16 protein-coding genes and 1 tRNA gene are annotated in these 12,899 nt (G+C 54.4%); 15 read left to right on the forward strand and 2 right to left on the reverse strand.

Annotated features, from left to right (window positions below):
- The first annotated feature begins 142 nt into the window (after window positions 1-142).
- The 13 genes from ABUK73_RS04995 (at window position 143) to ABUK73_RS05055 (ending at window position 8,787) form a co-directional block, all read left to right on the forward strand.
- Window positions 143-346 (forward strand): helix-turn-helix transcriptional regulator, encoded by a 204-nt coding sequence (locus ABUK73_RS04995; RefSeq protein ID WP_353576299.1) that lies wholly within the window; start codon window positions 143-145, stop codon window positions 344-346.
- Window positions 346-1,434 carry an AAA family ATPase gene (locus tag ABUK73_RS05000; RefSeq protein ID WP_353576300.1) on the forward strand — a complete coding sequence of 363 codons (1,089 nt, stop codon included), beginning with the start codon at window positions 346-348 and terminating at the stop codon, window positions 1,432-1,434. The genes ABUK73_RS04995 and ABUK73_RS05000 overlap by 1 nt, the downstream gene beginning before the upstream one ends.
- Window positions 1,435-1,627: 193 nt before the next feature.
- A complete protein-coding gene (locus ABUK73_RS05005; protein WP_353576301.1) occupies window positions 1,628-1,918 on the forward strand; it encodes a hypothetical protein in 291 nt (96 codons plus the stop codon).
- Window positions 1,908-2,153 carry a hypothetical protein gene (locus tag ABUK73_RS05010; RefSeq protein ID WP_353576302.1) on the forward strand — a complete coding sequence of 82 codons (246 nt, stop codon included), beginning with the start codon at window positions 1,908-1,910 and terminating at the stop codon, window positions 2,151-2,153. The genes ABUK73_RS05005 and ABUK73_RS05010 overlap by 11 nt, the downstream gene beginning before the upstream one ends.
- Before the next feature lie 127 nt (window positions 2,154-2,280).
- Entirely contained in the window at window positions 2,281-2,610 is a 330-nt protein-coding gene (locus tag ABUK73_RS05015; RefSeq protein WP_353576303.1) for a hypothetical protein, read from the forward strand.
- Window positions 2,611-2,819: 209 nt separating this feature from the next.
- Window positions 2,820-4,421 carry a terminase large subunit gene (locus ABUK73_RS05020; protein WP_353576304.1) on the forward strand — a complete coding sequence of 534 codons (1,602 nt, stop codon included), beginning with the start codon at window positions 2,820-2,822 and terminating at the stop codon, window positions 4,419-4,421.
- A 10-nt stretch (window positions 4,422-4,431) separates the two neighbouring features.
- Window positions 4,432-4,719, forward strand: coding sequence for a hypothetical protein (locus tag ABUK73_RS05025; RefSeq protein ID WP_353576305.1), 288 nt, complete (start codon window positions 4,432-4,434; stop codon window positions 4,717-4,719).
- A gap of 241 nt (window positions 4,720-4,960) precedes the next feature.
- Window positions 4,961-6,130, forward strand: a complete 1,170-nt coding sequence (locus tag ABUK73_RS05030) for a phage major capsid protein (protein WP_353576306.1) — start codon at window positions 4,961-4,963, stop codon at window positions 6,128-6,130.
- A gap of 1 nt (window position 6,131) precedes the next feature.
- A complete protein-coding gene (locus ABUK73_RS05035) occupies window positions 6,132-6,410 on the forward strand; it encodes a head-tail connector protein (protein WP_353576307.1) in 279 nt (92 codons plus the stop codon).
- Window positions 6,407-6,949: an HK97 family phage prohead protease gene (locus ABUK73_RS05040; RefSeq protein WP_353576308.1), complete on the forward strand. Its 543-nt coding sequence runs from the start codon at window positions 6,407-6,409 to the stop codon at window positions 6,947-6,949. The genes ABUK73_RS05035 and ABUK73_RS05040 overlap by 4 nt, the downstream gene beginning before the upstream one ends.
- Entirely contained in the window at window positions 6,936-8,141 is a 1,206-nt protein-coding gene (locus tag ABUK73_RS05045; RefSeq protein ID WP_353576309.1) for a phage portal protein, read from the forward strand. The genes ABUK73_RS05040 and ABUK73_RS05045 overlap by 14 nt, the downstream gene beginning before the upstream one ends.
- Complete coding sequence (locus ABUK73_RS05050; protein ID WP_353576310.1) at window positions 8,138-8,482, forward strand: phage head completion protein; 345 nt, start codon at window positions 8,138-8,140, stop codon at window positions 8,480-8,482. The genes ABUK73_RS05045 and ABUK73_RS05050 overlap by 4 nt, the downstream gene beginning before the upstream one ends.
- A complete protein-coding gene (locus ABUK73_RS05055) occupies window positions 8,479-8,787 on the forward strand; it encodes a hypothetical protein (RefSeq protein ID WP_353576311.1) in 309 nt (102 codons plus the stop codon). The genes ABUK73_RS05050 and ABUK73_RS05055 overlap by 4 nt, the downstream gene beginning before the upstream one ends.
- A gap of 46 nt (window positions 8,788-8,833) precedes the next feature.
- Here the strand turns inward: ABUK73_RS05055 and ABUK73_RS05060 are convergent, their stop codons facing one another.
- Window positions 8,834-9,199, reverse strand: coding sequence for a response regulator (locus ABUK73_RS05060; protein WP_353576312.1), 366 nt, complete (start codon window positions 9,197-9,199; stop codon window positions 8,834-8,836).
- 382 nt (window positions 9,200-9,581) lie between these two features.
- Window positions 9,582-9,672, reverse strand: a tRNA-Ser gene (locus tag ABUK73_RS05065).
- Between the two features lie 600 nt (window positions 9,673-10,272).
- Here ABUK73_RS05065 and ABUK73_RS05070 point away from each other — a divergent pair.
- Both ABUK73_RS05070 and ABUK73_RS05075 read left to right on the forward strand, forming a co-directional pair.
- The gene (locus tag ABUK73_RS05070) at window positions 10,273-11,394 is read left to right on the forward strand and encodes a porin (RefSeq protein ID WP_353576313.1); all 1,122 of its coding nucleotides are present in this window, start codon (window positions 10,273-10,275) and stop codon (window positions 11,392-11,394) included.
- Between the two features lie 316 nt (window positions 11,395-11,710).
- Window positions 11,711-12,820, forward strand: coding sequence for a porin (locus ABUK73_RS05075; protein WP_353576314.1), 1,110 nt, complete (start codon window positions 11,711-11,713; stop codon window positions 12,818-12,820).
- Window positions 12,821-12,899 lie beyond the last annotated feature (79 nt).

Below are 12,899 nucleotides of genomic sequence, written 5' to 3' on the forward strand. Positions count from 1 at the left end.
CGTGGACCCCGACACAATCTTTACAATTTGAACCCTGTACCGGCTCGACCGGCTGGATATCTGCGCGGCCTAAAGGCCTTGCTGCTGCCCGCCCCGTCTCCGCTGGTGAAAGGAAACCATACGAAACAGCAAAGGAGAACCCATGTCCGAGAATGCCCAACCGCGTCTAATTTCTGCCAAGGATGCGGCAACCGAAACGACGCTTTCAACCGTTCAACTGGCCGCAATGGCCGCTGCCGGTCTATTTCCGAAACCTATCCAGATAAGCGAGCGACGGTTTGCTTACGTTCGGTCTGAGGTCACAGGCTGGCTTGATGAGCGGATCGCGTCTCGCACCGCGCACTGATGACGGAATCGCATGCAGAAGATGACGGCCACGGCTGGAAGGGCAAGTTCAACTTCGAGAAGCTAGGAGCGCGATCAGCCCGAAGAACAAAAGCGCGGGACGAGAAGCCAAAGCCCGAATTTGAGGAAGAGCCAGAAGAAGTCAGACTGACAGCAAAGCAATTGATGCGACGCAGGTTTGAAAAGCCGCGCCAGATCGTAGAGGGGTTGTTCCCTGCCGGGTGCTTGCTCCTAGTCGGTCCGCCGAAGCAGGGCAAGTCATGGCTTTCGCTACAGCTTGCGCGCTGTGTTGAGGCTGGCATTCCATTTATGGGGCATAGGACGGAGCAAGGCGACGTTTTGTATCTTGCGCTCGAAGACGGCTTTATTCGCCTTCAGGATCGGTTGGGAAAGCAGGAAATTGAAGGCGCGGAATCATTCACGGATGCGCTCGACTTCCAAATCCAGATACCTACCGCAGAGAAAGGCGGGCTGAAGGAGGTGGAAGAGTGGTTGCAAGATCATCCTGACGCATCGTTGGTCATCGTGGACGTTCTCAAAATGTTTCGAGAGCCACGGAAGGGCAAAGTTGATCCTTACGAGCGGGATTATGGCGACGTGCGGCCTCTAACGAAGCTGGCGAACAAGTATCGCGTTTGCATTGTCATCGTGCACCACACGAACAAGGGCAGTGCCAGCGCGGTTGACCCCTTCGACCGCGTGAGCGGGACGGGCGGCATTTCGGGCGCGGCGGATGGAACGATATTGCTTGTCCCAAATGAAAATGGCGATTTGGAGCTTTATGGCCGTGGTCGCGACTTTCAGGAATTCGACTTCAAGGTCCGGTTCGACGCCGACGCTTGCGTTTGGGAAATGGATACCGAAAGCGACGATAGCGACCGTAGGGAATACGGCGACGTAACGGCGAAGATTTTGGAGCAGCTTGGGTTCATGAACGGCAACGCTATTGGACCGAGCGAACTGGCAGCGGTTATCCACGAAAAGCCTCTTGATGTTTCGAAGAGCCTCAAGCGGTTGAGCCAGAGCCATAAGGTTACACGGGTTGGACGTGGCAAATGGGTTCTGCGCGGCCTAGAGCCGAAAAGCTAATGACGAACGAAACTACCATACCATGAAGTAGGAACGGTAGTTACGGTAGTTTCAACATTGCTAATATTTGGACTGATTAGCTAAGTCCTTCTAGCATCACATTAAATAGTATCGGTAGTAAGGGTATTTCGGTTTGTGCAAACTACCGTAACTACCGCTTGTACCTATCATTTAGACGAAGGGAGAATACGAAATGGAAAAAGCAGAATGGTGGAATGGCATGTATCTCATAGACGATGAGCTTGTATCAAATCGAAAGCCACGCGCTTACGAGGTCATTGCGGTTGAGGATGGCTACTACCTTACGATGCGGTCTCGGTTGTTGGGCGGCAAGCTGGTTAGGGAGGAAGAAGGTCAAGTCCACGAGTTTCATGTGAGCGGCGAAAGATTTGCTCGCGCCATCAAGGGTGCCGATAAGGCGAAAGAGGAAATGTCGGAGAGGCTAGAGCGTCACGAAAAACGGAGGGCGAAATATGCACGTTGAGAACCAAACCGTAATCAACGCGCTGGTCGGCAAGCCGGTCGCATGGAGTGGATTGGCTGAACCTGACGAGAAGGTGCTTACGATCCTGCGCAAGCGGACCTTACCGGCATCACCCGTCAACCTAGGGCGTCTAGCTGGCTACACCCGGATTCAAATGAATGAAATCCTGTTGCGTCTGAAGCGTCGTGGTCTGGTCGAATGTTTGGCCCGTGGTCGTTGGATTGCATTGCAATGAAGCGCTCCAGCTATAATCGTCAAGTGTGGGCGCACAATAGCAGGAAAGGTCGGTTGCCCAAACAGCACCAGCCTATTCCGGTCAAGGTGATCAAGGTTCGGGCTACGCCCGAAGCTGCCCGCCCCTCATGAGCAAATGGCCCTATTGCACGGCGCAATGGCAGCGGTTGCGTATTGCGAAGCTGATGGAATGTCCGGTCTGTGAGCCGTGCCGTGCGCGTGGTGTCATCGTCATTGCTGAAGTGGTTGACCACGACAAGGCAATCAATGCGGGAGGCTTGGCCTTTCCACCCACGTCCGGGCTAACCAGCATGTGTGCAAGCTGCCATAACCGCAAGACCAATGCGAAGGACAGGAAGACAGCCAAGACAGGCAAGAGCAGCGGCTTCAGGCGGGCGTGGGCTGGCTTCGATGTGGATGGCAATCCGATTGACCCTGAAGGCTGGAGTGACGCCTGACGGGCCTCTCTGGCCGAATGCAGGACCGGGGGGCCTCTTAAGACGGAAGTCAACGGCTCTGGGATCGGCGTGGGGCATTCGCGCATACATAATTTCAAAAATTTTGATCGCACAAGAGAAAGGATCAAGAAAATTGATACCTGAAAGGAGGTGTTTTGTTGGGCAAGAGAGGCATCGGGGCCAAGCCGAAAGGTCGGTCAGGTGACATAATGGGCGGGCAGCAGCACCGTAAGGTGCTCCCTTGGGAGGTCGAAGGCCTCACAAGATTGGAAGCCGTCGTCGCATTCGTCAATGACATGAAAATCACACAAGGCAAGCTCGCAGGCCAGAACATGCAGCTTCGTGAATGGCAGATCAAAGAGTTTCTTGCGCCGATTTACGCTACTGACGAATATGGCCGTCGTCCTGTACGAACTGCCGTCTTGTCTATGGGCCGCAAGAACGGAAAGACCGGATTGAGCGCGGCGCTCGCACTTTGCCATCTTGTCGGACCTGAAGCCGAACAGCGCGGGGAATTGTACTTCGGTGCGATGGATAAGATTCAGGCCGGTAAGGCGTGGGCGGAATGCAAGGCCATGCTGGAGGCTCATGTCGAGCTTTCGGAACGTGTGAACATTATCAAGTTCTCAAAGGAAATCGAAGTCGAGGCCGGTTATCCCGGTGAAGGGTCCGTTCTGAAGGCTGTGAGCGCGGATGCTGATTCCAAGCTTGGTTTGTCGCCATCATTCTTCCTTGCCGACGAAGCGGGATATTGGCCGAAGCGCGACCTGTTCGACGCAATGGATTCCGCCCTTGGTGCGCGTGATGAGCCGCTAATTGTTGTGATCAGCACACAGGCTAAAGATGACACCCATTTCTTTTCGGAGATGATCGACTATGGCTTGAAGGTCAAAACGGGCGAGATTGAAGACGAAACCTTTCATCTAGCCTTGTTCACGACTGACCCGGACGACGATCCTTGGGATTACGATACGTGGATCAGGGCCAATCCAGCGCTAGGCGACTTCCTGCAACTGGAGCAAGTTGAGCGCATGGCGGGACAGGCAAAGCGGATTCCATCGAAGGAAGCCGATTTCCGAAACAAGATTCTCAACCAGCGGATTGACGGCACCGTCCGATTCATAGCGGCGCGGGAGTGGAACGATTGCGATCTAGGCCCGATTGACGACACCGCGCTTGAGGGCAGGGAATGCTATGGCGCTCTTGACCTGTCGGCGGCACGAGATTTGACGGCCTTCGTTTTGGTTTTCCCGGAAGAGGATGGCCGCTCTACGGTGTTGCCACGGTTCTTTCTGCCGGAGTTCGATATCGCCGGGAAAAGCGAGAATGACCGCGTTCCTTATGACATTTGGGCGCGTCAGGAGTCGTCACGGCTCACGCTGTTGCCCGGAAAAGTCATCGATCCGCAGGCCGTGGCCGAATACATCGCAGACGAGGCCGGAAGGTTCGATATCAAAGAGATTGCCTTTGACCGTTGGCGCATTGAGGACTTACGGCGCGAACTGGCGAAGGCTTCGATTGATTTGCCGCTTCAGCCGTTCGGGCAGGGCTACAAAGACATGTCTCCAGCCGTTGACATGCTGGAAGTCGCGGTCGCGCAACAGAAGGTGAATCATGCTGGAAACCCGCTCATGAAGATGTGCGCTGCCAATGCTGTCATTACGAAAGACCCGTCCGGCGCACGAAAGCTTGATAAGTCGAAGGCCTCCGGGCGCATTGATGGACTTGTAGCACTCGCCATGGCGTTGCAGACTGCGGCGCGACACACGGAAGACGACGCTCTTCCAGCGTGTCTTATGGAGGATGCTTAAGGAGGAAGTAATGACAATAGAAGGCAAAGGTTTCTCGCTTGAAACGGTTATTCTGAGCAAGTGGTATAGCGGAAACGTTAATCATAATTCAGTGGTAGACTTCGTTTGTACTAGAGATGACTCGGACGGCTGGCATTTTGAACCGATACAATACGAACCCGGACGTGTGCCTGAAGGCAGAGTACAGGGAGAAGAAGGCTTTAACGTTCCCGCGATCAGCACGGCAGCGACGGGCTTTGATGTGAACGTAGAGCTAACCAAAAAAATCCAGTCGGGTGTTTTGTCAAGCAAACGATGAAGAAATATACTTCGTTGCTTTTCGCGTTTTACTGTTGATCAGCAAGAAAAACGGAGTATAACCACAATCACCGGACGCAAGCACAAGACTTGAACCGGCGAGCCTGTCCCGAATGAGGGGCGGGCAGCATGTTGCCGCAGGCAACACCTACGACAAACAATAACATTGTTGCGCCTACCCAATCCGAGCAATTCCGCGTCGGCGTGGCTCTTTGCGCGCTTATCCAGAAAAGGAGACCTATTTGACCAATCTTTTCCACCTCCGTGAAACACGCTCGACCAAACTCGCAGCCATCAAGGCTCTTGGCGAAAACCCGGACACAGCCGCGTTCACGGCACTGGAAACCGAAATCCGCGCTCTTGATGGTCAGATCAAGAATGCAGCAACCATCGCAGAATTCGAGCGCCACGAAGCCGCACCGGCTGATAACGGCATGGCTCGCGAACTGCGTTCCTATTCTGTTTCCAAGGCGATCCGCGAAGGCAATGGCGATAGCCTGACCGGCGTTGAACGCGAAGTACATGACGAACTTTCCAAGGGTCGCGAAGTGCGCGGCGTTATGGTCCCTACGTCGCTTATCTTCGGTGAAGAGAACCGCGCCATGCTGACTACCGGCACCGCTGGCAACACCGTCGCAACGAACATGGGTGGCCTTATTGACCGTCTTCGTCCAGTTCTCGCAGTCCAGTCTCTTGGCGCAACAGTCATTTCTGGCCTCACGGGCAATCTTGACCTTCCTCGCCTTGCATCTGGCCCGCAGGCCTATTGGGTGAATGAGGACGAGGCAACCACGGCAAGCGATGCGACCTTTGATAAGGTGTCGCTGTCTCCGAAGACGGTTTCTGGCGAAATGTACCTGTCTCGCCGCTTGCTGCTTCAGAACGGCGTGGCGCTCGAAAACGTACTTCGTCAGGACTTGGCATTTGTGCTTGCGCAGGCTCTCGACAAGGCCGCTATCAACGGCACCGCTGCCGCAAAGCAGCCGGTCGGCATCCTTACGCAGATTCCAGAAAGCGCAACCACGGCAACGGACCTGAGCGACATTGCGGCGGACCTTATCGCGGCGCTCCAGATTGACGACGTAACCGGCACCACAGGTTTCTTGACCAATCCGGCCTTGATGGCCGTTGCCCGCAAGCTGAAGGACGGCCAGCAGCGCAATCTTACCACGGCTGAGACGTTCCACGGTGAGCGCGTCGTTGCCACGAATCAGGTTCCGACGATTGCCGGTGAAAACCCACTGATCTTCGGCGCATGGGCAAACCTTCTTATCGGCTACTGGTCGGGCGTTGATATTCTCGCCAACCCGTACACAGACGCTTCGAAGGGCGGTCTCCGCCTGCATGCGTTCCTTGATGCTGACGTGGCGATCCGCCATCCTGAAGCATTCGCATGGAAGGCCGTCGCCTAATATGGCGGCTGTCTCGCTGGCCGAGACTAAGACTCACCTCCGCGTAGATTACGCGGAGGATGACACTTACATCTCAGGTCTGATTCTTGCGGCTGAAGGCTACGTTTCGGAAATCGGCGTCACCATCGCCAGTCCGGCACAGCCTCCCGTAAAACATGCAATCCTCCTTTTGGTCGGCCATTGGTATTCGTACCGCGAAGCCGCAGCGGAGAAACCACCACAAGCAATCGCATTCGGCGTTGACGCCCTTGTGCAGCCATTCAGGGAGGTATCATTTTGAGCAACTTTGAAAAACGTGCGGCAACTGACGTTAAGGCCGTAGGAAAGAAACTGTCCGGCTATGTCGCCACATTCGGCCATGAAACCCGGATTGGCGATTTCAGCGAAGTAATTCAGACAGGCGCTTTCGGTGCTTCGCTTCGTTCGAACCCGGATATTCTCGCTTTGGTCGATCATGACCCCGGCAAAGTGTTGGGCCGTAGTGGGTCGGGTAGCCTGATCCTCTCAGAGGATCAGAAGGGACTCCGGTTCGAACTGGACCTTCCAGACACACAGCTAGGCCGTGATATCGCTGCGCTCGCTGCCCGCTCAGACATTGGCGGAATGAGCTTCGGCTTCAACGTGCCGGAGGGCGGCGAAGAATGGCATGGCGAAAAGCGGACACTGAAGGCCGTTGACCTTCGCGAAATCAGCGTTGTGCAGGCGTTTCCGGCTTATTCCGGCACGTCGCTTGCTGTCCGGTCGCGCAAGCCAATGACAGACGCGCAACGACGCATTCGAATCTTGGAACTGGAAGGAGGTGAATATGTGGCCGTTTAAATCGCAAGAAGCACGGGCCGTAGCCTCAAGCGACCCGTTTCTAGGTGAATTCCTTGGTGCGCGCTGGCAGGCCCGTGCCGATATCGAGAAGGCTTCCGGCCATGCCGTTGCCCATCGGTGCATCCAGCTTGTCGCGGAGCAACTGGCGGCGGTTCCGCTGAAGGTCTACCGTAAAACGGATGACGGTGGCCGGGAAACGGCTTCTGATCATTCGCTTTATACAGTGCTGAAGGATTCGTTTTCGCCCTTCCTGACCGCGTTTGAAGGCCGGGAATGGATGAATGTGGCCGCGCTGATGTACGGCAACGCTTATGCCCGGATCGAACGGAATGGCCGTAGCCAGATTATCGCGCTGCATCCTATCCCGTCGCCTTCTGTCACGGTGGAGCGGCTTTCTACCGGACGCCTTCGCTATAAGGTCGCATTGCAGAACGGTGGAACGCAGACATACACGCAAGACGAAATCTTGCACGTACGCTATCGGACCACAGACGGCGTTCTAGGCCTTTCGCCTATCCAGATCGCAAACGCTACCTTCGGGCTGGCCTTGGCTCAACAGGACACGGCAGGCGCGGCAGCTGAAAATGCTTTCCGTCCGGCTGGCGCACTGATCTTCCCGGAAAAGCTCGCAGGCAACGGAAAAGAATCAGCGATTGCCAAGTTCAAGGAGCGTTTCGTCGGTCAGTTAAAGGCGAACGAGGTCATGGTTTTGGATGGTGGCGCGAAATTTGAGACGTTCCAGTTTTCCGCAAAGGACTCGGAATTCCTCGAAAGCCGTAAGCTGTCCAATCTCGATATCTGCCGCGTGTATGGCGTCCCGCCTTCCGCAGTCGGTATCACAGACGATGCGACCTATAGCAACATCGGTGAAGAAAGCCGCGCTCTCGTGACTCGAGTCCTTGCGCCATGGGCCAAGCGAATCGAAAGCGTCTACAACGTTACGCTGCTTTCGCCTGAAGCTCGCAAGACACACTATATCGAGCACGATTTATCGGGGCTTCTGCGAGGTGATCTTGCTACCCGCTACGCTGCTTACAAGATTGGCCGTGAAGCTGGTTTCTTGTCGGTTGATGAGATTCGCGGCTTTGAGAACATGAGCAAGGTTCCCGGCGGCGATACCTACATGGAGCCGTTGAACATGGCCCGTCTCGGCGTGTCACAAAATGCCCAGGCATCGGAGGTACAGCAATGACTGGGGGCGGCGATCTTCGCCGTTCCTTCGGCTTCTGGAAACCAACTGATTCGGATGACGGTTTTGGGACCGTCATTCCCGGCGCTGGCCCGCCTGCTTTGCAATTCACCACTGCCGGACGATTCGACGTTCGGACAGGTGATCAAATCGTACTTAACGGCATTCCTACCGGCGTTCGCACCGTGGAAATCACAATCCGCATGCAGCCGAAAGCCAAGGCCATCAACACGACATGGTACATTCGCGATACCCGCGAAAACCGCAGATACAACGTCAAACTCATCAATCCTTCTCAGAAAGGGGATTTCGTCACAATCATTGCAGAGGAGGGCAAGCCTTGAAGATTAAGACAATCAGCATTGAGCCAATTAGCGGTCATGATCACAATACAGGCTTTCGAAAGCTGGCGAGAGTTGAGGTGTTCCTAACCGATTTGCAAATGACTCTGCGCGATATCGTTCTGTGTCACGATCACGAATATGGGTTTATGGTGACTTCAGTAACGCCGAAGACAGGCCAGTCTCCCGTGAAGTGGGTGGACGGTTCGCCCTTCGCGAAGGCCATCGCTGAAGCCGCCGCCGCTTCCTACAGCAGCATGTTGGCCGAGGACATAAAAGAACTGAAGGCGCTATACAAAGCCGCCTAACCAAAGCCCTACGGTTCGCCGTGGGGCTTCTCGTCGTTTGCGCACCCTAAGACAAGGCTGCTCGAACAGTTTCGGCTATCTGTTGGAACCCGAATGGTTTGCTGATGAAATCGCAACCGCTAGGCAGATCGACCGGGCCGGGTGTAATTCGTCCTGACGCAATGATAATTTTTATCGGTGGCCAGCGGTCCCTTACGAACGCAGCCAACTTGAGGCCGTCCATGGTTCCGGGCATCTCGATGTCAGTGACGACCAGCCTTATTTGAGGGTTTCTCTCCAGAAGAAAGATAGCACGATCAGCGCTATCAGCTTCCTCCACAACGAAGCCTTCTGACATCAGCTCGTCTACTAGAGCCATCCGAATCAGAGGTTCGTCTTCCACGACCAGAACCGAAACATTTCCGTTCAGCATTGCCATACCCTGCATCATTAGAGGATTGGCTCTGCTTCAAGCCCTTGTACGATACCGTACGAAGCAACTGGTAGCAGTTTAAGTTGCATGATGTTGCCAATTTTCCAAAAAAAAGAAAACCCGCCGCGCTGGTTAGAGCGAGGCGGGCCACAGAAAAGAAGAAACGGAAAGAAGCAAGAAGAGTGAAAAGACCATCGCACGGGACCGGGAAAACCGCAATAAAGTTTACCTCCGGGAGGGCGGGCAGTCACCGCGAAGCGGTGGAAGGCTGGATATGGCGCGATTTTCGCCAAAAGACGCGATCAAGCGGGCAATAAAGCCACGATCAAGAGTATGACGAGAAAGATATTTGAGCCAGATTATGCAATGAAATCAATGGTCATGGCGGAGAGGATGGGATTCGAACCCACGATACGCTTTTGACGTATACTCCCTTAGCAGGGGAGCGCCTTCGACCACTCGGCCACCTCTCCGGTGCCGCCTGATTATTGTGTAAAAAAATTGAATGCAAGGCCTTTTCTATAAAGAGACGAAAAAGAACCATTCCTTTGAATGTTTTCCACGTCTGTTGGAGGCCCGCTGCCAAGGAAACGTAGCGAGCCGATTCGTACCGTGGCGAATCGAGGCAAGATGATTCTGTTGCTGATGGGTGCGGCGCATGACTGTTATCGACCATATCGAGATCGGAGAGCCGGATGGATTGCGTACCTTAATACAAAGCGAAGCACCAAAGACGCTGCCTTATAGCGCTTTTCTAATATATCCGATGCCCCGCCAATTTGTTTCCAGTCCCTTTAAGTCTCGGATTCACAACGCATTTTTTAAGCTTTCGTAAACTTTTGCACCACGCTGCTCACCCAAATGTGTTTTTTGGGCAACATGCTAAAATGAAGCAGGCTGGGAAAACTGTCATAACTGCTTTTGCGGATTGCAAGCGCGCCAGCCTTTTGTATTTTCACCAACGAAAGCGAGGCGGTGGATCGTCCGTTTTCAAAAAACACGGGAATGGGGCAGGGAATGCTGTCCTTCAGCTTAAGAACCCAGACCCTTTTGAAACTTGACTGGAGGTCAACATGAACATCAAGAGCCTTTTGATCGGCTCCGCTGCGGCTCTCGCAGCAGTATCTGGCGCCCAGGCTGCCGACGCAATCGTCGCTGCTGAGCCAGAGCCCCTCGAATACGTTCGCGTTTGCGACGCTTTCGGCACAGGCTTCTTCTACATCCCAGGCACCGAAACCTGCCTGAAGTTCTCTGGTTACATCCGTTTCCAGACAACTGTTGCTCGCGACGCTTCCGGTACGTCTGACTGGGATTCGTTCACACGCGCTCAGTTCAACGTTGACACCCGTTCGGACACCGAACTCGGCGCTCTGCGTGGCTTCATCGAATTCCGTGGCGATGCTGACCGTGATGGCGATTCCGGCCTCAACATTCAGCAGGCATTCATCGAACTCGGTGGCCTGAAAGTCGGTAAGTTCTACAGCTGGTGGGACGACAGCCTGTCTGGCGAAACCGACTACATCAACTCCGCTACGCTGTTCAACTCCGTTCGTTACACATACGACGCAGGCTCTTTCTGGGCTGGCGTTTCGGTTGATGAGCTGGAAGGCTTCGGTAGCCGTGTTCGTCCAGTTGTAACTACTCCGGTAGGTGCGTTTGCTGGTCCGTCCGAGACTGATAACAACGTTGGCATCGCAGCAGGCGTTGGCACAAAGCTCGGCGGTTTCACGCTTCAGCTGATCGGCGGCTACGACACCGACCGTGAAGAAGGCGCTGTTCGTCTGATGGGCACTGCTGACATCGGTCCTGGCACACTCGGCCTAGCTGGTGTTTACTCCTCCGGCGCAAACGCATACTACACGCGCTCTGAGTGGGCAGTTGCTGCTGAATACGCAATCAAGGCAACTGATCGTCTGACGATCACCCCTGGCGCTCAGTGGTTCGGCAATGTTGCTGATGCAGTTCGCATCAACTCTGCTGGTGCTGCCACCGGCGTTCTCGGTACTGCAATCTCCAGCGACTCTTCCACAGTTCGCAACTCGGATTGGTCTAACCGCGATGCTTGGACTGCTGGCGTAACGGTTGACTACAAGATCACTGACGGCCTGACAACGAAGGTAACTGCAAACTACTACGACGAAGATGGTCGTGACGATCAGGTCACCGGCTTCGTTCGCCTGCAGCGTAACTTCTAATAATCTGATCTGACTTTTGTCAGTGAAGGAAAACCCGGCTTTCGAGCCGGGTTTTTTCGTTTGGAGCTGTGAGAAAAGTTTTATGGCGGACGGTTTTCACAAAGGCTTGCGTTAATGGTTGGGTAACACTCTCACGTTGCAAGGATCAATTTGTAGCGAATTGGCAACAGCGTGGCATGAAGCGGACTGCATTGTGACGAAATTGTTTCCTTCACGATTGCGCGAATCTCACCTTTTCAGTTTAATCAATCACAGAGCAGCACAGCAATTTCTGCATTCCCACTGTTGCTTGAACCACTTTGACTGGAGGTCAACCATGAACATTAAGAGCCTTTTGATCGGCTCCGCTGCGGCTCTCGCAGCAGTATCCGGCGCCCAGGCTGCTGACGCTATCGTCGCTGCTGAGCCTGAGCCCCTCGAATACGTTCGCGTTTGCGACGCTTTCGGCACTGGCTTCTTCTACATCCCAGGCACCGAAACTTGCTTGAAGTTCGGCGGTTACATTCGTTTCCAGACAGACTTCGGTCGTGACGAATCCGGCACGTCTGATTGGGATTCCTTTACACGCGCCCAGTTCAACGTTGACACTCGCACAGACACCGAGCTCGGCGCTCTGCGTGGTTTCATCGAGTTCCGTGGCGATGCTGACCGTGATGGCGATTCTGGCCTCAACATCCAGCAGGCATTTATTGAGCTCGGCGGCCTGAAGGTCGGCAAGTTCTACAGCTGGTGGGATGATGATCTCTCGGGCGAAACCGACGTTCTGTCCACGAACACACTGTTCAACTCCATTCGTTACACCTACGATGCAGGCTCTTTCTGGGCTGGCGTTTCGGTCGACGAACTTGAAGGCAAGAACAACTTCGTTACCGGCGTTACTTTCGTAGGTGGCGCACCTGTATTCACCACAGCTTCGCGCGAAGCTGACAACAACGTTGGTATCACTGGCGGCGTTGGCGCAAAGTTCGGCGCAGCTACCCTTCAGCTGATCGGTTCTTACGACGTAGATCAGGAAGAAGGCGCGGTTCGCGCGATGGTATTTGCTGACATCGGTCCTGGCACTCTCGGCCTGGCAGGTGTTTGGGCTTCCGGCTACAACGCTTACTACGCTGAATCTGAGTGGGCCGTTGCAGTTGAATATGCAATCAAGGCAACCGACAAGCTGACGATTACGCCTGCATTCCAGTATTCTGGCAATGTTGCGGACACCACAACGCTTGACACTGCACCTGGCGTACTTGGTCTTAACACCACGTCCACCTACTACCTGAACGACTTCACGAACAACGACGAGTGGCGCGCTGGCGTAACGGTTGATTACAAGATCACCGATGGCTTCTCCAGCAAGGTTACTGCTAACTACGTTGACCGTGACGGTTCTAAGGACCAGGTCACTGGCTTCGTTCGCCTTCAGCGCGACTTCTAATCTGATCTGACTTCCAGTCAGTGATGGAAAGCCCGGCTCTTGAGCCGGGCTTTTTCGTTTTCAGTTGGCGCGTGTGCAC

It is taken from the genome of Agrobacterium vacciniicorymbosi (genome assembly GCF_040427045.1).
Lineage (GTDB): Bacteria > Pseudomonadota > Alphaproteobacteria > Rhizobiales > Rhizobiaceae > Agrobacterium.

What these genes read in the sequence shown, in the direction of transcription:
- ABUK73_RS04995 (WP_353576299.1), top strand. Translation starts at nt 143, where the DNA reads ATGTCCGAGAATGCCCAACCGCGTCTAATTTCTGCCAAGGATGCGGCA.
- ABUK73_RS05000 (WP_353576300.1), top strand. Translation starts at nt 346, where the DNA reads ATGACGGAATCGCATGCAGAAGATGACGGCCACGGCTGGAAGGGCAAG.
- ABUK73_RS05005 (WP_353576301.1), top strand. Translation starts at nt 1,628, where the DNA reads ATGGAAAAAGCAGAATGGTGGAATGGCATGTATCTCATAGACGATGAG.
- ABUK73_RS05010 (WP_353576302.1), top strand. Translation starts at nt 1,908, where the DNA reads ATGCACGTTGAGAACCAAACCGTAATCAACGCGCTGGTCGGCAAGCCG.
- ABUK73_RS05015 (WP_353576303.1), top strand. Translation starts at nt 2,281, where the DNA reads ATGAGCAAATGGCCCTATTGCACGGCGCAATGGCAGCGGTTGCGTATT.
- ABUK73_RS05020 (WP_353576304.1), top strand. Translation starts at nt 2,820, where the DNA reads ATGGGCGGGCAGCAGCACCGTAAGGTGCTCCCTTGGGAGGTCGAAGGC.
- ABUK73_RS05025 (WP_353576305.1), top strand. Translation starts at nt 4,432, where the DNA reads ATGACAATAGAAGGCAAAGGTTTCTCGCTTGAAACGGTTATTCTGAGC.
- ABUK73_RS05035 (WP_353576307.1), top strand. Translation starts at nt 6,132, where the DNA reads ATGGCGGCTGTCTCGCTGGCCGAGACTAAGACTCACCTCCGCGTAGAT.
- ABUK73_RS05045 (WP_353576309.1), top strand. Translation starts at nt 6,936, where the DNA reads ATGTGGCCGTTTAAATCGCAAGAAGCACGGGCCGTAGCCTCAAGCGAC.
- ABUK73_RS05050 (WP_353576310.1), top strand. Translation starts at nt 8,138, where the DNA reads ATGACTGGGGGCGGCGATCTTCGCCGTTCCTTCGGCTTCTGGAAACCA.
- ABUK73_RS05060 (WP_353576312.1), bottom strand. Translation starts at nt 9,199, where the DNA reads ATGCTGAACGGAAATGTTTCGGTTCTGGTCGTGGAAGACGAACCTCTG.
- ABUK73_RS05070 (WP_353576313.1), top strand. Translation starts at nt 10,273, where the DNA reads ATGAACATCAAGAGCCTTTTGATCGGCTCCGCTGCGGCTCTCGCAGCA.
- ABUK73_RS05075 (WP_353576314.1), top strand. Translation starts at nt 11,711, where the DNA reads ATGAACATTAAGAGCCTTTTGATCGGCTCCGCTGCGGCTCTCGCAGCA.